Genomic DNA, 23,581 nt, shown 5'->3' on the forward strand with positions numbered 1-23,581 from the left:
CTGATCCCATGCCGAACTCAGAAGTGAAACGCGGTAGCGCCGATGGTAGTGTGGCATTCGCCATGCGAGAGTAGGACACTGCCAGGCACCCAATACAAGAAACCCCGCTCAATGAGCGGGGTTTTTAATTGCCTGAAAATCAGCAAATCGTCTGATAATTGACCTTTTATTCTCTCTTCCCTGCCGTTTTCTCTGTTTTTCCTCCCCGATTTTCTCCGGTTCTGCCATCGCCGCTGGCGTTGGTTGTCGTTATAATGGCCGCCCTCAAGCAAGGTGGTGGTATGAAAGCAGAATATCTACAGCGATTCGGGGGCATTGCCCGTCTTTATGGTCAGAGCGCACTGCGTTCCTTTAGCCAGGCCAAGGTCTGTGTGGTGGGGATCGGCGGCGTGGGCTCCTGGGCGGCCGAGGCGCTGGCCCGCGCCGGTATCAACCAGATCACCCTGATCGACATGGATGATATATGCATCACCAACACCAATCGCCAGATCCACGCTATGCAGGGGACGGTTGGTCGCCTCAAGACCGAGGTGATGGCCGAGCGCATTCGCGCCATCAATCCGGATTGCGAAGTGATCGAGGTGGACGATTTCGTCACCGCCGACAACTTGGCCGAGCATATCAAGCGAGAGTTTGACTATGTGGTGGATGCCATCGACTCGGTCAAGGCCAAGGTGGCGCTGATTGCCTTCTGCAAGCGCAACAAGATCCCGGTGATTGTCGCGGGTGGTGCTGGCGGGCAGATGGACCCGACCCAAATCACCGTAGCCGATCTGGCCAAGACCATTCAGGATCCGTTGGCCGCCAAGGTGCGCTCCGACCTGCGCCGATTGCACAACTTCAGCAAGAATCCGGCGCGCAAATTCGGGGTGGAGTGTGTCTTCTCAACCGAGCAGTTGAGTTATCCGGATGGCAATGGCGGTACCTGTCAGGCCAAGGCGGCCAGCGATGGCACCATGAAGATGGATTGCGCCTCCGGCTTTGGCGCTGTGACGCCGGTGACGGCAACCTTCGGGCTAGTTGCCGCATCCCGGGTATTAAAGAAGATTGCCGAACGGGGCGCCCGAGCCGAGAAAGAGGCAGGGAATGAAAACGCGGGCTCGATTGGCGAAGCCTAATCGACCACTGAACAAGGCGGGTTAGACCGCTTGCTCCCGGATCGCCAGCACGATCGCTCTGAGCCCGTTACCTCGTGACGGGCTCAAGTGTTTTTCCAGCCCCAGTTCAGTGAAATACCCTTCCATATCAAAAGCCTGGATCGCCGCAGACGATTGATGGTTAAGCGCCGCCAGCACGATGACGATAAGGCCCCGTACGATGCGGGCATCGGAATCACAGGCAAAGTGCCAGCAGCCATCCTCGCTTTGTTCTCCCTTCAGCCAAGCCTGGCTTTCACACCCCTTGAGGCGAAACTCCTCCTGCTGCCATTCGCCGGGTAGCGCTGGCAGCTGTTTGCCGAGCTGGATGATGAGCCGGTACTGGTTCTCCCAGCCGTGGGCAGCGGCAAACTGCTGGCGGATGGTGTCGGCGTTGGGCTCAAGGCCAATCTGGGTATAGCTTGCGAGGTCACTCATTCGGTTATCTGCCTTAGAAGAAGTCACTGAGTTTGTACAGGGCGGCCAGCAGGGCGTCGACATCGTCCCGATTGTTGTAGCAGGCCAGCGAGGCGCGCATCGTGCCGCCGATCCCGAGCGACTCCATCAACGGCATGGCGCAGTGATGGCCGGCTCGCAGGGCGATCCCCTGCATATCGAGCAGGGTAGCGGCATCCTGCGGGTGGATATCCTCGAGCAAGAAAGAGAGCGCACCGGCGCGCTGATTGGGTTCGCCGATCAGACGCAGCCCCGGCACCTGTTGCAGACCTGCGACCAGATAGTCGGTCAGTGCCTGTTCATGGTTGGCGAGCCATTGCCGGTCTTGCTCCATCACAAAGTCGATGGCGGCGGCGAGGCCGATAGCACCAGCGATATGGGGGGTGCCCGCCTCGAACTTGAAGGGCAGGGTATTGAAGGTAGTGCCGCTGAAACTGACCCGATCGATCATTTCGCCACCGGCTTGCCAGGGCGGCATCCGCTCCAGTAGTTCGGTGCGTCCCCACAACACGCCGATGCCGGTCGGGCCATAGAGCTTGTGGCCGGAGAAGGCGTAGAAGTCGCAACCGATGGCCTGCACATCCACCTCGAGATGTGCCACTGCCTGGGCGCCGTCGATCAGCGTCACAGCGCCAACCGTTTTGGCGGCCGCCACCATCTGGGCGACCGGATTGACGGTGCCAAGGGCATTGGAGACGTGGGCCACGCTCACCAGCCGGGTGCGTGGTCCCAGCATGGCGTGATAGGCGGCCAGATCGAGATCGCCCCGCTCATCGAGCGGGATGACCCGGATCACAGCGCCGGTGTGCTGGGCGACCAGTTGCCACGGGACGATATTGGCGTGGTGCTCCAGCGAGCTGAGGATGATTTCATCCCCCGCCTTGAGCTCGCTCATCCCCCAGCTCTGGGCTACCAGATTGATCGCTTCTGTGGTACCACGGGTCCAGATCACCTCGTGGCTGCGGGGCGCATTGATAAAGCGGGCGACCGTCTCGCGGGCTGTTTCGAAGGCGCGGGTCGCGCGGCCACTCAAGGCGTGGGCGGCACGGTGCACGTTGGCGTTGTCGACCCGATAGTAGTGAGCGATGGCATCCAGTACCGCGCGCGGCTTCTGGGTGGTGGCGGCGTTGTCCAGATAGACCAGAGGGTGGCCGTTTACCTCCTGCGCCAAGGCCGGAAACTGGCTGCGCAGTTGGGCGTGCTGTTGCTGATTCATGCTCCCCTCACTATCTGGAAAAAGTCATCATTTCGAAGGTCGGCCATGATCCTGAAAATAGCGCCCGAACACAAGGTGCGATAAGTCGGAATGGCGGTTGCTTGCCGTGCAGCAGGTACGGCTCATCGGGTGATTTCTGGTACAATGCCGCCCCTCATCATAAGCCAAGAGATCCGGCCCATGAAGCTCAACCCCAATCAGAACGAAGCGGTCAAGTATGTCTCCGGCCCTTGCCTGGTGCTGGCGGGTGCCGGATCGGGCAAGACCCGCGTCATCACCAACAAGATTGCCTATCTGGTGCAGCAGTGCGGCTACAGTGCGCGCAACATCGCTGCGGTCACCTTTACCAACAAGGCGGCGCGGGAGATGAAGGAGCGGGTCGGCCAGACCCTGGGTCGCAAGGAGGCGCGGGGGCTGATGGTCTCCACCTTCCATACCCTGGGTCTCGATATCATTCGTCGGGAGCACAAGAGCCTGAATCTCAAGGCCAACTTCTCCCTGTTCGATGACACCGACCAGCTGGCGCTGCTGAAAGAGTTGACTGAAGACGAGCTCGACAACGACAAGGACAAGCTCTCGGCCCTTATCAGCCAAATCTCCAACTGGAAGAACGATCTTATCCTGCCCGCCCGCGCCATGCGTATTGCTCGCGGGCCGGAAGAGGTGTTGATGGCCCAGCTCTACGAGCGTTATCACCGCCAGATGGTGGCCTATAACGCGCTGGATTTTGACGACCTCATCGTGATGCCGACCCTGCTGCTCAAGAGCAATCAGGAGGTGCGCGAGCGCTGGCAGAACAAGATCCGCTATCTGCTGGTCGATGAGTACCAAGACACCAACACCAGCCAGTACGAACTGGTGAAGCAGATCGTCGGCGAGCGGGCCCGCTTTACCGTGGTGGGGGATGACGACCAGTCGATCTACTCCTGGCGTGGGGCCAAGCCGCAGAATTTGGTGCTGCTGAGCGAAGATTTCCCCAGCCTCAAGCTGATCAAGCTGGAGCAGAACTACCGCTCCAAGCGGCGTATCCTCAAGTGCGCCAACATCCTGATCGCCAACAATCCCCACGTCTATGACAAGGCGCTCTTCTCTGAGCTGGATGAGGGGGTGAAGCTCAAGGTGCTGTTCGCCAAGAACGAGGAGCACGAAGCGGAGCGGATTGCCGCCGAGATGATGGGCCACAAGTTTATGAACCGCACCCGGTTCAAGGATTACGCCATCCTCTATCGGGGCAACCATCAGTCGCGCATCTTCGAGAAGGCGTTGATGACCAACCGGATTCCTTACCGCATCTCCGGCGGCACCTCGTTTTTCTCCCGCACCGAGATCAAGGACATCATGGCCTACCTCAAGCTGCTGGTGAATCCGGATGAGGACACCGCCTTCCTGCGGGTGGTCAACCTGCCGCGCCGCGAGATTGGCCCCACTACCCTCGAAAAACTGGGTCAGTATGCCAATCAACGCGGCAAGAGCCTGTTTGCCGCCAGCTTCGAGCTGGGGCTGGAGCAGCACCTATCCGGCCGTGGCCTCACTGCATTACAGGCCTTCACCAACTGGCTGGTTCGCCTTGGTGATCAGGCGCAGCGTGGCAATCCGGTGGAGGCGGTGCGGGACATGATCAAGGAGATCCACTACGAAGAGTGGCTCTACGAGACATCCCCCAGCCCGAAAGCGGCCGAGATGCGGATGCAGAACGTCTCCACCCTGTATCGTTGGATCACCGAGATGCTGGAAGGGGATGAGCTGGAGGAGTCGATGACGCTGGCTCAGGTGGTCACTCGCCTCACCCTACGCGACATGATGGAACGCAACGAAGGTGAGGATGATGCGGATCAGGTGCAGTTGATGACGCTGCACGCCTCAAAGGGGCTGGAGTTCCCCTATGTCTACATGGTGGGGATGGAGGAGGGCTTGCTGCCCCACCAGACCAGCATAGATGAAGACAACGTGGAGGAGGAGCGGCGTCTCGCCTACGTGGGGATCACCCGGGCTCAGACCGAGCTGACCTTCACCCTCTGCAAGGAGCGGCGTCAGTTTGGCGAGTCGGTACGTCCGGAGCCAAGCCGCTTCCTGCTGGAGCTGCCGCAGGATGATCTTGAATGGGAAAACCAGAAGAAGGTGACTGCCGAGGAGCGCCAGCAGAAGGGGCAGGTCGGTGTTGCCAACCTGCGGGCGTTGTTCAAGAAGGATTAACCCTAAGGATTGGCCGGGGTCAGTAGCGGTACTATGTCTGCTCCCGGCATGGGCGGTGAGATATAGCGCCCTTGCCCCATCCGGCAGCCGATATCAATCAGCTTCTGCAATTGCTGCTGGTTCTCGATCCCCTCGACCACCAGGGTGTAATCGAGATCCTGACAGATATCCCGCATGGCGCGGATCAGCGCCAAATCTTTGGGCGATTGCAGCATCCGCTGGGTAAAGCTGTCATCCACCTTGATGTAATCCACCGGGAAGTGGAACAGGGCGTTGAGGGAGGAGAAGCCGGTGCCGAAATCATCGAGGCTGATCTGGATACCCTTGGCCCTCAGGTCATGCAGGGATGCCAGCGCATCGGAATCTTGCCGCGACAGCTCCCGCTCGTTGAATTCAAAAATCAGATAGCCGGGGGCGACCCCTTCCTCTTCGATAATTCCCATCAGCCGCATGATGTGATCATGGTTGACCAGATGCTTGCCCGACAGATTGATGGCGACCTTGAACTTGCTCTGCCCGGAGATTGGTAGCCAGTTCTTCAGTTGCTGACAGGTGTGGCGCAGGATCTGGTAATCCAGCTCCAGAATCAGGCCGCACTGCTCTGCCAGCGGAATAAAGTCGAACGCATCCTTCAGAATCCCCTCCTCGGTCAGCCAGCGCGCCATCACCTCCAGTCCGGTCAGGCGGCTATCCTGCAGCCGGATCACCGGCTGGAAGTAGGGGACGATACGCCCCTCCCGCAGGGCTCTGGCCAGCATCTCTTCCGGCGAATTCCAGTTCTGGTTGATGCAATCATCCGAGTAGCTGACGATGCGACTGCGACCATTGCGTTTGGCCTGATACATGGCCAGATCGGCCTGATGGAGCAGCTGGCTGATATCTGAGGTTTGCTCGGAGACGCTCGATACCCCAAGGCTGACGGTAATGCTCAACTCGTTGCCGAGTAGCCGGAACGGGTAGGAGAGACGGCTGATAATACGGTTGAGCACCGGGCTGATGTCATCGTCGCTCTTGCTGCTGTCCAGATAGATGACAAACTCGTCGCCCCCCAGTCTGGCCACCAAATCGTTTTGTCGGATGCAGGTCTGCAGGCGGCGGCTGACCTCCTTGAGCAGCTGATCGCCAGCACTGTGGCCCAGGGTGTCATTGATCTGCTTGAAGTGATCCACATCGATAAAAATCACCGCGAATCCCGGCGATTTGTAGCGGTTGTAGTGGGTCATGGCGTGGTTGAGGTGGTTCATCAACAGCGCGCGGTTGGGCAGCTGGGTCAGCGGGTCGTGAAGCGCATCGAATTGCAACCGCCGTTCCAGCTCCTGATGCTGCTTGAGCTGCTTTTGCAGCCTGAGGTTGGTCTGACGCAGCTGTTGCAGCCGCTGGTTGATGGAGTCTTCGGTATTGATGTCGTTGAGCTGCTGGCGGATCCGTCTCAGCTCCAGCAGCAGGGTGAGCTGACCACGCAGGAAGTCGAGAAACAGCTTGTCGTCGGTCTCCAGCGGTTGAGCCGTGCTGATGATGAAGTGGGCGAAGTACTGTTGTTGCAGCCGCAGCGGCATGCTGTGCCAGTAGCGTGACTCCCTGCTCACCTCGATATTGCTGGTGCTGTGGCACAAGCCGCTGATGAACTCGTCTCCCTGATGGGGATGGGCAGGGTAGATCTTTTCCAGCTTCTGACTGGTTAACCTGACCAGCAGCATGTCCTCAATGGTGAGCATCTGGCGCAGTACCGCTTCCAGTTGGGAGAAGAGCGCCTGGGCCGGCAGGGTATTGGCGAGCCGCATGATGCGGCTGATGCTCTCGATTTTCTTTTTCCAGTTCGGGTCTTTGCGGATCAGCGGTGAAGGGAGCTCGGTGAGATGGGATCCCGCCTGGGTTTCGGTCAGCCGCTTGGCCAGACACTCCAGCAGCAGACGCAGGGTCGGCAGGTCGGCAGGGGTGCCGCGCGCCAGTAACCACTGTATCTGGCCATGCTCGATGGGGAAGACGCACCACCCTTCGGCTTCATCCAGCTGGGTGAGTTGATCGGTGATGCGGGACTGCTCACGGCCCAGCTGTTGCTTGAAGATATCGCTGACCTTGTAGGCGTAAAGCCAGTTTAGACCGGTATCGGAGAGGCCCAGCATGCCGAAATGTTGCAGCGGGCAGAGTTGGTCAATCTGCTGGATCAGGGCATCGTAATCGTCAGACGTGGCGGTTTGTGGCGCCGGGAAGTCCATAATGGCAGAGACCAACGCCAACAGAGGAGTTGAGTAGTGGGGTTCGATGGATTGGGCCGACATGTGCAACTCCCGATATGTCTACCTTACAAGAGTAGTCGGAAGCCGATAGATTGAAAGGGCCGCAATTGCGGCCCTTTCAAATACTTACAGCTTGTCGATCATGTAGTGGATGGCGTTTTCAATCTCTTCATCACTACAGTTCGCACAGGTGCCGCGTGGAGGCATCATGCCGGACTTGCCGGTAAAGCCTTCAATGGCATGTTTCTTGAGAGTATCAATGCCCTGGGCGATGCGAGGATCCCAGGCTGCCTTGTCACCCCGTTTGGGGGCACCGGCGGCGCCGGTGTCGTGACAGGCAAAGCAGGCGCCCTTGTATACCGTTTCGCCATCGCGGGGACCGGAGGAGGCGGTCGCAGTCGGAGCCGCACTCGCGCCGGCAATACCTTCCAGATCCTTGGCGGTATAGACCTGACCGATTGGTTTTATCCGCTCGGCAATGGCTTCCGGTGACATTTCATCGGCAGCAAGCACTGCCCCAGACAAGCTGGCGGCCGTCATCCCGACAGCCAGCAAATAGCTCAGTTTTTTCAACACGCTCATATACTCCCAGCAGTCTTTTATTATCCATGTAAACGACGAGATTATAACCGAATAGTTACAGCCATTTAAACGCTTGTGTGTGAAGTGTTAAACACTCTGCGCACAAAGTTTTGGGCGATATCACGGCAATTTGGGTGGTGGAGATAAAAAGAAACCCGGCATTCGCCGGGTTTCGAGTAACCAAAGGGTGAAAAGGGTTATTTATCCCAGCTCAGGATCACCTTGCCGGAGTGGCCGGAGCGCATCGCATCGAACCCTTGCTGGAATTCGTCGATGTGGAATCTGTGGGTGATGATGGGGGAGAGATCCAGCCCGGACTGGATCAGGCTGGCCATCTTGTACCAGGTCTCGAACATCTCGCGGCCATAGATCCCTTTGATAAACAGCCCCTTGAAGATCACCTTGTTCCAGTCGATGGCCATGGTGGAGGGGGGGATGCCGAGCATGGCGATCTTGCCGCCGTGGTTCATCTTGTCGAGCATCTCCTGGAAGGCGCTCGGGACGCCTGACATCTCCAGCCCCACGTCAAACCCTTCGGTCATGCCCAGCTCGCTCATCACGTCGGCCAGCTTCTCCTCGGCCACGTTGACCGCGCGGGTGGCGCCCATCTTGCGGGCCAGCTCCAGCCGGTATTCGTTGACGTCGGTGATCACCACGTGGCGCGCACCCACATGGCGGCAGACGGCGGCGGCCATGATGCCGATGGGGCCTGCCCCGGTGATGAGCACATCTTCACCCACCAGATCGAAGGAGAGGGCGGTGTGCACCGCATTGCCGAACGGGTCGAAGATGGCGGCCAGCTCGTCCGGGATGTTGTCCGGCAACTTGAAGGCGTTGAATGCGGGGATCACCAGATACTCGGCAAAGGCGCCCGGGCGGTTGACGCCAACGCCAATGGTGTTGCGGCAGAGGTGAGTGCGGCCAGCGCGGCAGTTACGGCAGTGACCGCAGGTGATATGCCCTTCACCGGAGACCCGATCGCCGATGGCGAAGCCGCGCACCTCCTGACCGATGGCGACCACTTCGCCGACATATTCGTGGCCGACCACCATGGGTACCGGAATGGTCTTCTGGGACCACTCGTCCCAGTTGTAGATGTGGATATCGGTGCCGCAGATGGCGGTTTTGCGGATCTTTATCAGCAGGTCGTTGTGGCCGAGCTCGGGGGCCGGCACATCTGTCATCCAGATGCCGACCTCTTTGTGGATTTTGGAGAGTGCTTTCATGGCTGTTCCTTCAATATGAATGCAGAAAAAAGGGGCTGCAGCCCCTTGATTCAAATCAGATAACGCCGAGTTCACGGCCGATGCGGATAAAGGCGTCGATCGCCTTGTCCAGCTGCTCGCGGGTGTGAGCGGCAGACATCTGGGTGCGAATGCGGGCCTGACCCTTGGGTACGACCGGGAAGGAGAAGCCCACCACATAGATGCCAGCTGCCAGCATGCGGCTTGCCATTTCGGAGGCCAGTTTGGCATCCCCCAGCATCACCGGAATGATGGCGTGGTCGGCGCCAGCCAGAGTGAAGCCAGCGGCGCTCATCCGTTCGCGGAAGTAACGGCTGTTCTCTTTCAGGCGGGCGCGCAGGTCGTGACCCTCGGCCAGCATGTCGATCACCTTGATGGTGGCGGCAACGATGGAGGGGGCCAGCGAGTTGGAGAAGAGGTAGGGGCGGGAGCGCTGACGCAGCCAGTCGATCACCTCTTTCTTGCCGGAGGTATAGCCGCCGGATGCGCCGCCGAGCGCCTTGCCCAGTGTGCCGGTGATGATGTCGACCCGATCCATCACGCCGCAATATTCGTGGGTGCCACGACCATTTTCGCCGATAAAGCCGACGGCGTGGGAGTCATCCACCATCACCAGCGCATCGTATTTGTCCGCCAGATCGCAGATGGATTTGAGGTCGGCGATGACGCCATCCATGGAGAAGACACCGTCGGTGGCGATCAGCTTGAAGCGGGCGCCATCGGCGTCAGCCTGTTTGAGCTGGGCTTCCAGTTCGGCCATGTCGTTGTTGGCGTAGCGATAACGCTTGGCCTTGCACAGCCGCACGCCGTCGATGATGGAGGCGTGGTTGAGGGCATCGGAGATGATGGCATCTTCGGCGCCGAACAGGGTTTCAAAAAGACCGCCATTGGCATCGAAACAGGAGGAGTAGAGGATGGTATCTTCGGTGCCGAGGAAGGCAGACATCTTCTGCTCCAGCGCTTTGTGCTGATCCTGGGTGCCGCAGATGAAGCGTACCGAGGCCATGCCGAAGCCGTGGCTGTCGAGCCCCTGATGGGCGGCGGCGATCAGATCCGGGTGGTTGGCCAGCCCCAGATAGTTGTTGGCACAGAAGTTCAGTACCTGCTCACCGCCGACGGCGATGCTGGCCTGCTGGGCGGAGGTGATGATGCGCTCCTGCTTGTACAACCCTTCAGCTTGCACCTGGTTCAGTTGCTCGGTCAGGTGACGATAGAATCCGTTAGACATCCTCGATCCTTAGTGGCTATTTCAGCTGCGTATCAACAGAAGGCGACATTTTACTGCAATCTGTTGCGGTAAATTCAAATGATTGTGCTGATATTCAACAAATGTGAAACAGATCTCACCCAGCTGGTTGGGCCAGCTGACGGTAGTGCTGTTCCAGTTGCTGGATCTGTCCGGCCACCTGGGGCTGCACATAAGGGCGCAGCAGGAATAGCACCTTCAACACGCCCTGATAGAGCAGCGGTTTGGTGATGCGGGTGTTGGGGGCCTGGGCAATCTGGAACGGGATCCAGCAGGTCACCACCATCTTGATGGTCTGGCCCAGATCCGGCAGGTCTTCATCGCTGACATCTATGATGCCCCCTTCGCGCAGGCTTCTGAGCAGGGCGACCACGGAAGAACGCATCTGCTCCTGGGCCTTGAGGTACTTCTGTTGCAGCGGCTCGTCACGGCTCAGGATGTCCGGCAGATTGGCGTAGAAGAAGCGGAACTGCCACATCAGATAGAAGATGGCATCGAGATAGCCCATCAGATCCTGCAGGGTGATTTCACGGTTGCGGGTCGGCACGAAGCTCTCGCTCAGGTGACGGGCATACTGGTCGAAGATGGAGTGGATGATGTCTTCTTTATTGCGGAAGTGGTAGTAGAGGTTGCCCGGGCTGATACCCATGTGCGCCGCAATATGGTTGGTGGTGATGTTGCGTTCACCCTGATCGTTGAACAGCTCGGTCGCGCTGTGAATGATCCTGTCTCTGGTTTTCATCACTCATTCCTCCAACAGGTTCCGCTCGGGGCAGTTTTGAACAAGGTCGAATCCCCGGACGGCCCGTGATAAACTTTTCGGCAATTTCAAATTGGCTCACTATACACAGCTTTAACAAGCAGTCACATGTAGCCATCAACGTACGAGAGGCAAACTCCATGATCGTAGTAACTGGCGGTGCTGGCTTTATCGGCAGCAATCTGGTCAAGCAGCTGAACGCTCAAGGACGGACCGATATCGTGGTCATTGATGACCTGACCGACGGCACCAAGTTCGTCAACCTGGTCGATCTGACCATCGCTGACTACATGGACAAGGACGAGTTTCAGGCTCGGATCGTCTCCGGCGACGAGTTTGAAGAGTGGGACAACGGCATCGAGGTGATCTTCCACGAAGGTGCCTGCTCTGCCACCACCGAGTGGAACGGCAAGTTCATCATGGAGGTCAACTACGAGTACTCCAAGGATCTGTTCCACTACTGCATCGAGCGCGAAATTCCGTTTATTTACGCCTCTTCTGCCGCGACCTACGGTGGCCGCAACGACAACTTCATCGAAGATCCCAAGTTCGAACAGCCGCTCAACGTCTACGGCTACTCCAAGCAGCTGTTTGACCAGTACGTGCGCCGCTGGATGCCGGAGATCAACTCTCAGGTCGTTGGCCTCAAGTACTTCAACGTCTACGGCCCGCGCGAGCAGCACAAAGGCTCCATGGCTTCCGTTGCCTTCCACCTCAATACCCAGGTGAAGAAGGGCGAGAATCCCAAGCTGTTCGAAGGTTGCGATGGCTTCCCGAACGGTGGTCAGATGCGTGACTTCATCTATATCGACGACGTCTGCAAGGTAAACCTCTGGTTCTGGCAGAACCCGCAGCACTCCGGCATCTTCAACTGCGGTACCGGTCGTGCCGAGCCGTTCCAGAACGTGGCCGAAGCGGTGATCAAGCATCATCAGAAGGGAGCCATTGAGTACATTCCCTTCCCGGATCACCTCAAGGGTCGCTACCAGAGCTTCACCCAGGCTGACATGACCAAGCTGCGCCGCGTGGGTTATGACGCCGAGTTTAAAACCGTTGCCGAAGGGGTAGCGGATTACATGGCTTGGCTCAACCGCTAACAGGTGAGCACAACGCGGCAGTTTGAGCGCAAAACCGGAAGTGGGCACTCGCCTGCTTCCGGTTTCTGGTCTCTGTGGCTGCTTGCCGTTCCTCTCTTCTCTACCGGGTAACCGCGCGATGAATATATTGATGGCACTCTCCCAGCTCGAGGTAACGGGAGCTGAGGTCTATGCCACCACGGTCGGTAACGAACTGACCCGGCGTGGTCACCACGTCTTTTATGTGTCAGATACCCTGACCAAGCCGACCCTTGGCCCCGTCTTCAAGCTGAGATTCAACAAGCGCAGCATTCTGCGCCGCTTCTGGCACGTCTTTTACCTCATCTATCTCATCAAGAAGCATCATATTCAGTTGGTGCATGCTCACTCCCGCGCCTCCGGCTGGAGCAGTTATGTGGCCTGCAAGTTGACTGGCACCCCGATGATCACCACGGTGCATGGTCGCCAGCCGGTGCACGCTTCGCGCAAGGCCTTCCATGCACTCGGCTATCGGGCGGTTGCCGTTTGTGAAGATATTGCCCATCAGATAGTCGACAATCTGGGGGTTGATCCCGCTATCGTGCAGGTTCTGCGCAACGGTATCGAAACCGACAAATTCCAGCCTGTGCCTGCGCCGGATAATCCAAAGCCGGTGATCGCCATCATTGGCCGTTTGAGCGGCCCCAAAGGGGAGCTCTGTTACCGTCTGCTCGACGAGGTACTCGATCTGGATGCCTGCAAGGTGCGGATTGTCAGCGGTACCAAGGTGCCGGAGCGCTTTGCCCGTTTCGAAGGCCGTGCCGAGTTTGTTGGGTACGTCGATGATGTTCCCGCTCTGCTGGCTGGCAGCGATTTGGTGATAGGTGCCGGTCGGGTGGCGATGGAAGCACTGCTCTGTGGTCGGCCCGCCTTTGCCATTGGTGAAGCCAGGGCCATTGGCCTGGTGACCGAACAGAATCTGGATGATGCTCTGGCGAGTAATTTTGGCGATATCGGCCCCAAGGATCTGGCCATCGATTTTGCCGCGCTGAAGGGCGAAATCGAATCGGCCCTCACAAGCAAGGTGGTGCCGGAAGCCATTCGCCAACGCATTCAGGATGAGTATGGCTTGCAGGGGGTAGTATCCGGCCTCGAAACCATCTATCAGGATGCCGTAGTCGAAACCCTGCGCCGCGAGATGCCCGTCATCATGTACCACCGTTTTATCGAACAGGATAGCGAGAAAGGGGTGCATGGCACCTGGATGCCGATCACCATGTTCGAGAAGCATCTGCGACTGATGAAGTGGCTCGGCTACGAAACCCTGACTTTCCGCGATTTGGCGGACAAAGGCTTTATCCACCGTCTGCAATACGGCAAGAAGTACCTGATGATCACCGCCGATGACGGCTATCAGGACAACCTGACCCGCATGCTGCCGCTGCTGGAAAAATATGGTTATAAAGCCGTGGTGTACGTGGTCACCGGTGAAGGCTATAACCGTTGGGATGTGGAGCATCCGACCAATCCGGACACCAAGGTTTCATTGATGAGTGGTGAGCAGGTCAAGGCGTTGGCCGCCAGCGGTCATGTGGAAATTGGTGGTCATACCCTGACCCATCCCCGCTTGAGCAAGCTCACACCCGAACAACAAGCCCATGAAATTCAGGAGAATAAACGCCAACTGGAGGCCCTGCTTGGCCATCCGTTGCTCTCGTTTGCCTACCCTTACGGAGATATGAACGAGAGTGCCAAGGAGCAGGCTATCGCTGCCGGGTATCGTTTTGCCGTTGCTACCAATAGCGGCCCCAAAGCGATGCACCAGGACCCTTTCCAGATCCGCCGGATCGCCATCTTCCCCCGCACAGATGTATTCGGGCTGTGGCGCAAGATCCGTGGGAATTATGTTTTCAGGAAGTAAGAGTTTAGCTTCTTCCATGTTACAGGCGATATATTGGTATGACTAAGTTCCTAAAGCAATATTTGGAGAGCGAGTATTGTTCTTCGTTGATGTTTCTTTCCGTGGTTTTTTATGTCTTTTTTAAAGATTCAGTTCAATTGATTGGCGATATATTTCAAACAATAATGATTGTTGGTGGGCTGATCGCAATATATTTATATAAAGATTTTTTCTTAAGAAATATTGTTTTTTTGCTGATTTTTATCGGCGCTCTGGTTCAGACAGTAAGCTGGTTTATGTCTACCATTAGTATTCCTGAGTTGGCACAAACCTACCCAAATATAAAACCATTTTCTTATCTATTGGTCTTTTTAGTAATCGCATTTTGGCTTAAAGGTTCAGCGAAACGCTCTCTCTTTGTTTTATTATCTTTTTCACTTGGAAGTATATTTACTCTCATTTATCATTCTGACTTTTTTTCCCAAATTATTTCGGGCATGCATGGTATTCGAGTTGATTTTGGTTATCGTAATTCTCAACATGGCTCATTGATTATTGGTGCCGCATTTATTTTTATATTCTGGCGTATCTATGCTGCCAAACCAGAAAAAAGCAGAAATATATACTATCTGATGATAACAACCACATCAATATTATTAATATTCCTTGGTTGCTTACTACTGATGCTCCAGTCTAGGCAGTCTTGGGTCGCTGTGATGATAAGCCTCCTTATATCACCATTGCTTTATGCCTATTTGAGTGATGATGTTTCGTTTAGAAAAACAATGGTTGTATATATATCAATAATTATTGTGTTTTTTGCCATTTATCATGTCAGCTTTGTTATGGGCCGTGTATCTGCAGGTTTTTCACATCCAGATGACCTACATAATATAATCTCCGGAAATTGGCGGGAGGTCAAAGATTTGAGTATCGGCATCAGATTGCAGACTTGGCTTGAGGCAATTAATTGGTTTTTCGATAATCCATGGTTTGGTACAGGTGATGGAAGTCGTTCATTGGTGATTACGGAATCGCATGTCTTGCCTGACTATATTAAGTCAGAGTTTAGACATCTCCATAACTCAAATTTTGAAACTGTTGTTTCATATGGTGTAGTTGGTTTGGTATATGTTTATTTTCTGATGATTTACCCTGTATACAAAACAATGAAGAGCAATGCTCCCGTATTAATAAAAGCAATTTCAATAAGTTTCTTAGTATACTGGTTGATAATTAATAATTTTGAATCATTTTTATATATGCGTTCTGGGCAGTGGGTGTTCAATACATTTTTTGGTGCCATATATACATTCTCATTGCATAGCGATTTTGTTGAGTATCAAAATAAAAAAAATAGGGTTGGTGACATATGAAAGTCTTTATTGTTAGTTTAAATAATGCAACTCAACGTCGAAATAGGGTTAAGGAAGTCATGAATGACCTAGGTATTGAATTTGAATTTTTTGATGCTATAAATGGTTTTAATGGACTTCCTGAATTCTTATTAGAATGTCCCGATGATACTCATCGTAAAATATTCCGCAGTCGCCCTCTTACACCAGGTGAGAAAGGGTGTTATGCCAGTCATTATTTGCTCTGGGAAAAATGCATCGAGTTAAATGAGCCGATCATGATACTGGAAGATGACTTTTTACCGACAAAGTATTTCATGAGCATTTTTCCAGTACTCTCTTGCTTGCATGATAAATATGAATATTTGCGATTAGAGCCACAGATTGGAGATGCAACCGCTTTGGAGTTTTTTGATGGTCTGCAAATTTTATTTTGGCACAACAATGTTAGATCTACGACCGGTTACAGTATTAGTCCGAGTGGCGCAATGCGGCTTGTTAATCATAGTAAAAAATGGTTGTGCTCGGTTGATAATTTCATTGGTGAATCATATCGTACAGGGCTTAAAGCGACAGGTATATTACCTTACGCTATATATAGCCCTGATGATATGGAAAGTTGCATTCAAAATAAAGTAATCTTGGAAAAAGTTCCATTACATTTCAAGCTAACTCGAGAAATATATCGTTTTTATAGATTTGTGAGAATGCAAATTTGGAACTTAAAAGCTAAAGTATAAGGTTGTTAGTATGAATAAGTTAAATGAGACGGTTGATTTGGGAAATATTGAGGAAATTCATGCTATATGGTTGGGTGATTGCTTGCCACCACTGGCCCACGTTTGTATCGATGACTGGAGAAAACAAGGATATAAATATAGACTATGGCTAGAAACCGACTCAAAGATTAAATATTGGATTGATGGTTGTGAGTTTGCCAAAAAATGTTATGACAAAGGATTGTATGCTTTTGTTACAGATTATCTACGGCTAAAAATTTTAGCAGAAGAGGGAGGGCTTTATCTGGACACGGATGTAACCATAGATAAAAATCCTTTTCCATTATTTAAACAATATGATTTCTGTGTTGGTTATGAATCTGAATGTCAAGTTGGTACCGCGATGATTTATGCCAAGAAAAAGTCAACTCACTTAGCATCTTTAATTGATTTTTATGAAAATGAGATTATGGGGTCTGAGTTGTATATGGGACCTGACATCATGACATATATCATAGAAAAAGATGCACAGAATGATAACTTGAAAGTCTTCGAACAGTCATTTTTTTATGATTATAGTGGTGAAAAAATAAGTTATTTACCCAATCCACAAAGATATATGACCCACTGGTTTCAGCATAGCTGGAAGCGTTCCAAGGAATTGGTTTTTCTTAAGTCAAAGAGTAAAGGTATTTTGGGTTTTCTTTATGAGTATCAAAAAGAACTTTTTAGATTAAGGAAGTAAAACAAACCATTCAATACACATTTTATTTATTTTTAATTTTGTCTGGTTAAGATAATGAAAAAATTGATTGTTGATCTAGATGGCACGTTGACAATGGCTGATACTCCAGATTATAGACATGTCCTGCCTCGAGTTGATGTTATTGAGCAGCTTAGAACCTATAAAGATGACGGATTTGAGATAGTCATTTTCACGGCAAGAAATATGAGAACTTTTGATGGTAATGTTGGGAAAATAAATGTCCACACATTGCCCATCATTACAGAGTGGCTTGATACTCATCAGGTTCCATATGATGAAATTATTGTCGGTAAGCCGTGGTGTGGTAAATCAGGTTTTTATATCGATGATCGTGCTATTAGACCATCTGAATTTGCCACACTCTCGCCAGACGAGATCAGTACATTGCTGGAAAAGGAAAAAATATGTTCCTGATCATGTCTGCAGCGTATGTGAATCAAGACCTCGAGGCTGAATTCGGGAAAATCCCACCCAGTTTTTTGCCACTGGGTAATCGTCGTTTATTCAAACATCAAGTGGCGCTGGCCCCGAGTGGGACAGATATTTATTTGTCTGTTCCAGAAAGTTACAGATTGTCAGATAGTGACCTTGCATGGTTGACTGAGCAGGGGGTTAAGGTTATTTACATCCCCGTCGGACTTAGCCTTGGCGCTTCTCTGGTTGCTGCTGTTAATTTGAGTGAGTATCGCCAGGGAAGTTCTCTACATGTTCTTTATGGCGATACGTTATTCGGCCGACTCCCTACAGGGGAGAATATAGTTAGCGTTTCAAAGACTGAGTATTATTACAATTGGGCTACTCTAGAGCATGAGAATATTGATTGTATTGAAGATGAAAACCGCGATGTTGAAGGGCTAATAATAGATGGATATTTCAAGTTCCAGGACGCTAGGGAACTAATTCGATGTATTACTCAATGTAACTGGAGTTTTCTCGAAGGATTAAATCGGTATCATCATAAAGTTAGGTTAAATATAGTTAAATCAGATGGGTGGTTGGATTTTGGGCATGTAAATACATACTACAGATCAAAGGCTGAATTTACCACGCAACGTGCATTCAATGAGATTGTGATTACGCCATATTTTATTGAAAAATCTAGCGTCCATAATGTAAAAATTATGGCCGAGGCGGAGTGGTTTGAAAATCTTCCTTTTTCTTTACGTGGATACATCCCTCAGTTCTTGGGTGCATCAAAAAATGATGGTAGCGCTACGTATCGACTAGAGTATTTGCATAATACAGCGCTAAATGAGGTTTATGTCTTCTCTGCGTTACCCAGCTTTTGCTGGAAACCAATAATTAATAATTGCCTAGATTTTCTATTGGATTGTCAACGTGTTAAAAATACTGAAAAACAGCCTGCTAATCAAGTGAGCGAGTTATTTGGGGCGAAGACACTGAGTCGTATCAATGATTATTGCCAGTCAACAAATATATCACTTAATGAACATTGGAAATATAATGGTTTTCAGCCTGTATCCATTCAGGATTTATTAGATGTATGTAGTGTATATTTACCAAAGGATTGTGGGTTAGCGTCTGTACTGCACGGAGACTTCTGCTTCAGTAATATATTATATGATTTTCGTGCACAAAAAATAAAAGTGATTGATCCTAGAGGAATTACTGCTAACAATGAAATGACGATATATGGAGATGTTTCATATGACATCGCCAAGCTTAGTCATTCTATTCTTGGTTTGTATGATTGGATTATCGCTGGTTATTATGATGTAAACATCTCTGCAAGGGAGATAGAATTTAAAATCAAAGTCAGCAATTATGTGGATGATATTCAATCTTATTATATATCTCGCGTCGGTTCGGTATTTAGTATGCGGCCTGAGACTCTTTATGCGATGCAAATACATCTGTTTTTGTCTATGTTACCACTTCATGCTGATTGTAAAAAACGGCAAAATGCACTATTCGCAAATGCATTCCGTTTATTCCACATATTAAAGGGACTTAATTGATGATTGTTATTCCAATGGCAGGAATGAGTTCTCGCTTTTTTAAAGCGGGTTATGATAAGCCTAAATACATGTTGTCTGCACATGGTGCTACGCTATTTGAACACTCAGTTAATAGCTTTCATATGTATTTTGAAGATACGCCTTTTTTGTTTATTGTTCGTGATGTTTACAATACTGAATATTTTGTAAAAGAAATGGCCACCAAGATGGGGATCAAGAATTTTTTCATTTCTACACTTTCAAAAGAAACAAGAGGGCAAGCTGAAACGGTAGCGATTGGACTGCTTGATTTTATCAAAAATCATGCTCCATACCTAGGTTCTATCACAATATTTAATATCGACTCTTTCCGTCACAATTTCACCTTTCCAGATATCATTGAGAATTGTGATGGATATCTAGAGGTTTTTAAAGGTGATGGTGATAATTGGTCTTTTGCAAAGCCATTAAAAGAAGGTAGTACAGAAGTTGTGCTGACGGCTGAAAAAAATAAAATATCAGATTTGTGTAGTACCGGATTATATTTTTTTGCGAAATGCAATGACTATTTAGATGCTTATAAAAAATATGAGGCGTTGCCTACAGCGCAATGGGATAGAGGGGAGTTATATATAGCTCCAATGTATAATATAATGATAAAAGAGGGTAAAAAGATCCATTATAATTTGATCGAACGAAAAGAGGTTATTTTCTGTGGCGTGCCAAGCGAATACCTTAATTTCCTTTCTCAGGATGCAGTAAATGAAAATAAATGATCAAGATATTACGTTCGTTGTACAAGGTCCGGTGCAGGCAAGTAAGGCTCGTTCTCAAATTGATGGGGTCACATCGCAGTGTCTGAAGTCTATTAGAACGCACTTTCCTACATCCACAATCATATTGTCTACATGGAAAGGTCAGAATATTGATGGTTTGGATTTTGATCAGGTTTTACTATTGGAAGATCCTGGTCAAAATATCATCATGAATGATGGTGATGTTATAAAACTAAATAATAATAGGCAACTATATGGCGTACACATGGGGCTTGCCATGGTGACAACCCCTTATGCCGTGAAAATTCGTAGTGATAATTTAATTACCGGGCGTGGCTTTCTTGAATTGTATCAGAAATATGTAAATGTTCAGCGGGATTGTGATTTCTGCTATTTAGAGAATAGAGTAATTACTAGTAGTGCATTTTTTATTTCATCACATTATGGTAAGCCTGTTTTTTTTCATAAGAGTGATCTCTTCGATTTTGGTCAGACAAGCGATTTATTAAAAATTTGGCCTCAAAAACTGCTTGGGCAACTTAAATTCAACTTAAAATCTGGATATAAAGAGCGCTATCCCGCAACAGAACAGTACTTTGTACTACATTGGCTATCAAAATTGCTTAATAAGGAGTTGAAAATAAATAATAAAGCTAATGATGATGCCGGTTTGGGTAAGAGTTTTTGGTCGCGATTTTTAGTAAATAATTTTATTGTTGCGACTCCAGATTTGTTATCACTAGATGTAACTACTCGATTTTACAATAGAGGTAATAAATCACTAGAGATCGATTTGGCTGATTGGTTATTTCTGGCTGGTTTGGCTAAAAAACCTACTGATTATAAACGAATATATAGGTCTTACAGAAACGTGTCGGGGTATTTAATTAGGTTGTTAATTGATAACGTTAAGTTTAATTAAAAAACATTTTATTAATAACTAATGGGGCTAAACTATTCATGGTGAGTTATTTTAACCGGCGGACTTGTTTTAAAAAAATAAGATCAGTGGCACTTTGTTTTTTTATGGCGGTTTTTTTTATTTCTTTGGAAGTTGTTTTCAGAAAAATTTATTCTATGGAGGCTGTGGGGCGAATAATAGAGTCACTATTATATGCTTTCCTCTTGTTACTTATTGTGAGATTTTCTAAGTATAAAGCCTCAACATATATTTCAGTATATATAATTACATCTTCTTTTTTGTTTCAGTTGTGTCATTATGCAGTATATCACTCTTGGCTATCGGCGATTGAAATTTATCTTTTCTTCGAAAAGATTAATGAGGTTTTTGTTTCTGCAGTCGAATTGACCGAAATTCTAATTCTTCCATGCTTAATATCTGCAGTGGTCTTGTTTTCATCCTTGTATACCTCTCAATTAAGACGAAATCTCTCCGAGAGGCAAAGTTATTTTTATGATATTCTCTTGGTGATCTTTATCTTGATCCCTATCTTGCAAGTGCTATTTTCTAATAGTATGCAAGACGCATCTCCAAGTCTAAGATATTCTGTTATTAAGGCTCAATACAAAGTTAACGGATATTTTTTTGCACGAACTTTACCAAACCAGTTATTTGGAATGGGAATGAATACTTCTTGGAGTAGGGATGAGCCTGTCTCTATGAATGGCTGGGAGAAAGATGATAATTCCATAAAGAATATAGTTATAATTATGGGGGAGAGTCAAAATTCAGATAATATGGGTGTTTTTGGCTATAAGAAAAATACCACACCATTTTTATCAAAAATGACTGATGTCGCTGTAATAAAAAAAACATACGCAGCAGGCACATTTACGGATGTGTCACTACCTACGTTCTTCAATATGATTGATTCCCCTGATGGAACTCAGCATATATTTTCTTGGAAGTCTAACCTGTTTAGATTAGCTAAGAATCATGATTACAAGACTCATTTTTTTAGTGCTCAAGCTCGTGATACCATGGCATTGATGAGCCGCTTAGGACTACAGTATATTGATGATTTTAAGGATCCGTTATGGTTGGGATATGATGCTAACTCAAGTGCACAAGATAATGAACTATTACCATTACTAGATGATGTTAATATCTCAGGGGGGCGGAATTTCGTGATTATACACCAAATAGGTTCCCATGGGCCTTACTCTACGCGAACATTAACCAATGAAAAGCATTTTGGTAGTGCAAGTCTGGAGGATGAGTATAATAATAGTGTTTTAAAAACAGATAATTTAATTAGATCTGTATATGAGAAGCTGATCACTTTTACAAGTGATAATTGGTTGTTGATTTATACATCAGATCATGGACAATATGTTAAGGACGGTGCATTTGGTCATGGTTCATTAAGCAACTCCTCGCATTACATAGTACCCACAGCAATTTTTAGCAATCATAATAGTAAATTTAGGATGATAAATGAAAAACTATCGCCATGTAATAGAATATTTCATCATCAAGTATCATCCTTGATTGTTAACGCAATGGGATATATCGAGCCTATAAAAAAATGTGACACTGGTATCGTTAATGGCTCTAGACTTGATGGCTCTGCTGGCTTTAAAGTTATAAGACAATAGATTATGCGTAGAAATCATATATGTGAATGTGATTAATATTATGTGGTGGTACGTTGTAGAGCGTTAATTATTTAAATAATTAAGTAGGCATTTGAAAGTCATATGGTAAAAGTCAACTATAATCTGGCATTATTGCTTGGTATTGGGATATCCGTACTGTTTTTTTTATCTCAAATAATTGGTGGCGACCAGACCCAGATGCTCTACAAAGGTTACCTTGGGGCCTATGAGGGGGTCTGGCTCAGCTATGGCAATGCGGCGAGTGCGGTGGGCAATGTGCCGGGGAGCTTGTCGGCCTGGCTGATTGGCGGGCCGCTGCTGCTGTGGGATTCTCCCTATGCCCCCATGGTGTTGCTGCTGGCGATGCGGTTGGTCGGATTCCTGCTGTTTGATGCGGTGATCCGTCAGGTGTTTGATGACAGGGTGCGCCTGCTGTTTCTGGTGCTCTGCTGGCTCAACCCCTGGTTCCAGTACGAGAGCCTGCTCTACAACCCCTCCTATCTGTTCCTCTTCTCGGCCATGCACTGCTGGTCGGCCTGGCATATGCGCGAGCGGGCCTCCTTCTGGCACATGATCGTCCACCTGCTGGCCATCGGCATGGCGATGCAGCTGCACTACTCCTGGCCGCTGCTGGCGGTGATGTCCACCTATCTGTTCTGGCGCCGCATTCTCAAGGTGAGCTGGAGCGGGGTGGTGGTCGCTACCCTGCTGATCGGTGCTTCCCTGATCCCCTACGCCATGGAAGTGATGAGCAACAGCCATATTACCCAGAACGTCGATCCCGAGGCGCGCCAGCGCTATATCGGCTGGGGGCTGGTGCATGTCTATCCGGTGCTGAAATCAGTGCTCTACTGGCTGCGTTACGGCTCCTGGCTGTTTGCCAGCAAGCTGGTCAATGACACCCAGTTCATCTGGCTGGCGGGGCACGAATATCTGCAGATGGCGGTAGTCTGGCTTTGGCGGGTGGTGATTTACGGGGTAGGCTCGGCGACCGTATTGCTGGCGGCCAAGGCCAACTGGCAGCTGTGGTGTGAACTCAAGCCGCGTCTGCTGCGCAGCGACCGTGCTCCAGTGGATGGTGAAAGCTGGCTCGGTCTCTATGCGCTGGCGGCGGTGCTGGCGGTGCTGGTGAGTGCGGCGCTCTCGCCCATCATCTTCAACTATTGGCACCTGATGCTGATCTTCCCCTACGCCCTGTTCCCGATCCTGCTGTTGCTGGTGCGCTGGAGCCGCCGTTACCCGCAGTGGGTTGGCAAGGGGCTGCTGGCAGCAACCCTGTTCTGCACCGCGGTGAACCTGATCGCGGCGTGCGACAGCACCAAGTTCTCCTATCAGGCGGACTACAAAACCCAGGTGCTGGAGTATCTGCAAGAGATGAAGCTGCAACCCAAACAGTGAGTCATCCAAGGCCAGCTCCCCTATC

Annotated in this window: 20 protein-coding genes; 13 read left to right on the top strand and 7 right to left on the bottom strand. The window is 50.3% G+C overall.

The annotated features are described in order from the left end of the window. Nucleotides 1–281 precede the first annotated feature (281 nt). Nucleotides 282–1,118 (top strand): tRNA cyclic N6-threonylcarbamoyladenosine(37) synthase TcdA, encoded by an 837-nt coding sequence (tcdA, locus tag ACB040_RS16100; protein WP_040069899.1) that lies wholly within the window; start codon nucleotides 282–284, stop codon nucleotides 1,116–1,118. A 21-nt stretch (nucleotides 1,119–1,139) separates the two neighbouring features. Here tcdA and ACB040_RS16105 read toward each other — a convergent pair whose 3' ends face one another. Beyond that, nucleotides 1,140–1,574, bottom strand: coding sequence for a SufE family protein (locus tag ACB040_RS16105; protein ID WP_201948443.1), 435 nt, complete (start codon nucleotides 1,572–1,574; stop codon nucleotides 1,140–1,142). A 13-nt stretch (nucleotides 1,575–1,587) separates the two neighbouring features. Next, nucleotides 1,588–2,808, bottom strand: coding sequence for an aminotransferase class V-fold PLP-dependent enzyme (locus ACB040_RS16110; protein WP_371155564.1), 1,221 nt, complete (start codon nucleotides 2,806–2,808; stop codon nucleotides 1,588–1,590). Between the two features lie 180 nt (nucleotides 2,809–2,988). Between ACB040_RS16110 and rep the strand changes: the two genes are divergently transcribed. Beyond that, nucleotides 2,989–5,001, top strand: coding sequence for a DNA helicase Rep (rep, locus tag ACB040_RS16115; protein ID WP_371155566.1), 2,013 nt, complete (start codon nucleotides 2,989–2,991; stop codon nucleotides 4,999–5,001). A 2-nt stretch (nucleotides 5,002–5,003) separates the two neighbouring features. Here rep and ACB040_RS16120 read toward each other — a convergent pair whose 3' ends face one another. From ACB040_RS16120 to ACB040_RS16140, 5 genes are all read right to left on the bottom strand, one after another. Beyond that, a complete protein-coding gene (locus ACB040_RS16120; protein ID WP_019444986.1) occupies nucleotides 5,004–7,280 on the bottom strand; it encodes a bifunctional diguanylate cyclase/phosphodiesterase in 2,277 nt (758 codons plus the stop codon). 84 nt (nucleotides 7,281–7,364) lie between these two features. Further along, complete coding sequence (locus ACB040_RS16125; protein ID WP_323876011.1) at nucleotides 7,365–7,820, bottom strand: c-type cytochrome; 456 nt, start codon at nucleotides 7,818–7,820, stop codon at nucleotides 7,365–7,367. Nucleotides 7,821–8,017: 197 nt separating this feature from the next. Continuing rightward, nucleotides 8,018–9,046, bottom strand: coding sequence for an L-threonine 3-dehydrogenase (tdh, locus tag ACB040_RS16130; protein ID WP_338773115.1), 1,029 nt, complete (start codon nucleotides 9,044–9,046; stop codon nucleotides 8,018–8,020). Between the two features lie 55 nt (nucleotides 9,047–9,101). Then, nucleotides 9,102–10,292: a glycine C-acetyltransferase gene (locus ACB040_RS16135; protein ID WP_005342487.1), complete on the bottom strand. Its 1,191-nt coding sequence runs from the start codon at nucleotides 10,290–10,292 to the stop codon at nucleotides 9,102–9,104. Nucleotides 10,293–10,407: 115 nt separating this feature from the next. Beyond that, entirely contained in the window at nucleotides 10,408–11,052 is a 645-nt protein-coding gene (locus tag ACB040_RS16140; RefSeq protein ID WP_005340848.1) for a TetR/AcrR family transcriptional regulator, read from the bottom strand. A 158-nt stretch (nucleotides 11,053–11,210) separates the two neighbouring features. Between ACB040_RS16140 and rfaD the strand changes: the two genes are divergently transcribed. The 11 genes from rfaD to ACB040_RS16195 all read left to right on the top strand — a co-directional run bounded on the left by rfaD (nucleotide 11,211) and on the right by ACB040_RS16195 (nucleotide 23,556). Next, the gene (rfaD, locus tag ACB040_RS16145; RefSeq protein WP_338773114.1) at nucleotides 11,211–12,167 is read left to right on the top strand and encodes an ADP-glyceromanno-heptose 6-epimerase; all 957 of its coding nucleotides are present in this window, start codon (nucleotides 11,211–11,213) and stop codon (nucleotides 12,165–12,167) included. Between the two features lie 118 nt (nucleotides 12,168–12,285). Further along, a complete protein-coding gene (locus ACB040_RS16150) occupies nucleotides 12,286–14,046 on the top strand; it encodes a polysaccharide deacetylase family protein (RefSeq protein WP_338773112.1) in 1,761 nt (586 codons plus the stop codon). A 38-nt stretch (nucleotides 14,047–14,084) separates the two neighbouring features. Continuing rightward, complete coding sequence (locus ACB040_RS16155) at nucleotides 14,085–15,401, top strand: O-antigen ligase family protein (RefSeq protein ID WP_338773111.1); 1,317 nt, start codon at nucleotides 14,085–14,087, stop codon at nucleotides 15,399–15,401. Then, nucleotides 15,398–16,120: a glycosyltransferase family 25 protein gene (locus ACB040_RS16160; RefSeq protein WP_136502392.1), complete on the top strand. Its 723-nt coding sequence runs from the start codon at nucleotides 15,398–15,400 to the stop codon at nucleotides 16,118–16,120. The genes ACB040_RS16155 and ACB040_RS16160 overlap by 4 nt, the downstream gene beginning before the upstream one ends. A 10-nt stretch (nucleotides 16,121–16,130) precedes the next feature. After that, a complete protein-coding gene (locus tag ACB040_RS16165) occupies nucleotides 16,131–16,844 on the top strand; it encodes a glycosyltransferase family 32 protein (RefSeq protein WP_371155571.1) in 714 nt (237 codons plus the stop codon). A gap of 54 nt (nucleotides 16,845–16,898) precedes the next feature. Beyond that, on the top strand, nucleotides 16,899–17,279 hold the full coding sequence (locus ACB040_RS16170) for a capsular biosynthesis protein (protein ID WP_338773109.1): 381 nt from the start codon (nucleotides 16,899–16,901) through the stop codon (nucleotides 17,277–17,279). After that, nucleotides 17,270–18,844, top strand: a complete 1,575-nt coding sequence (locus ACB040_RS16175) for a hypothetical protein (protein ID WP_338773108.1) — start codon at nucleotides 17,270–17,272, stop codon at nucleotides 18,842–18,844. The genes ACB040_RS16170 and ACB040_RS16175 overlap by 10 nt, the downstream gene beginning before the upstream one ends. After that, complete coding sequence (locus ACB040_RS16180; protein ID WP_338773107.1) at nucleotides 18,844–19,599, top strand: glycosyltransferase family 2 protein; 756 nt, start codon at nucleotides 18,844–18,846, stop codon at nucleotides 19,597–19,599. The genes ACB040_RS16175 and ACB040_RS16180 overlap by 1 nt, the downstream gene beginning before the upstream one ends. After that, complete coding sequence (locus ACB040_RS16185) at nucleotides 19,586–20,521, top strand: WavE lipopolysaccharide synthesis family protein (protein WP_371155574.1); 936 nt, start codon at nucleotides 19,586–19,588, stop codon at nucleotides 20,519–20,521. Before ACB040_RS16180 ends, ACB040_RS16185 begins: the two co-directional genes overlap by 14 nt. Nucleotides 20,522–20,559: 38 nt before the next feature. Then, entirely contained in the window at nucleotides 20,560–22,158 is a 1,599-nt protein-coding gene (locus tag ACB040_RS16190) for a phosphoethanolamine transferase (RefSeq protein ID WP_338773105.1), read from the top strand. A 198-nt stretch (nucleotides 22,159–22,356) separates the two neighbouring features. Then, nucleotides 22,357–23,556: a 3-deoxy-D-manno-octulosonic acid transferase gene (locus ACB040_RS16195; RefSeq protein WP_338773104.1), complete on the top strand. Its 1,200-nt coding sequence runs from the start codon at nucleotides 22,357–22,359 to the stop codon at nucleotides 23,554–23,556. Nucleotides 23,557–23,581 lie beyond the last annotated feature (25 nt).

Origin of the sequence: Aeromonas sp. S11(2024), assembly GCF_041402345.1 — a bacterium.
In the GTDB taxonomy this organism is placed as follows: Bacteria; Pseudomonadota; Gammaproteobacteria; order Enterobacterales; family Aeromonadaceae; genus Aeromonas; species Aeromonas veronii.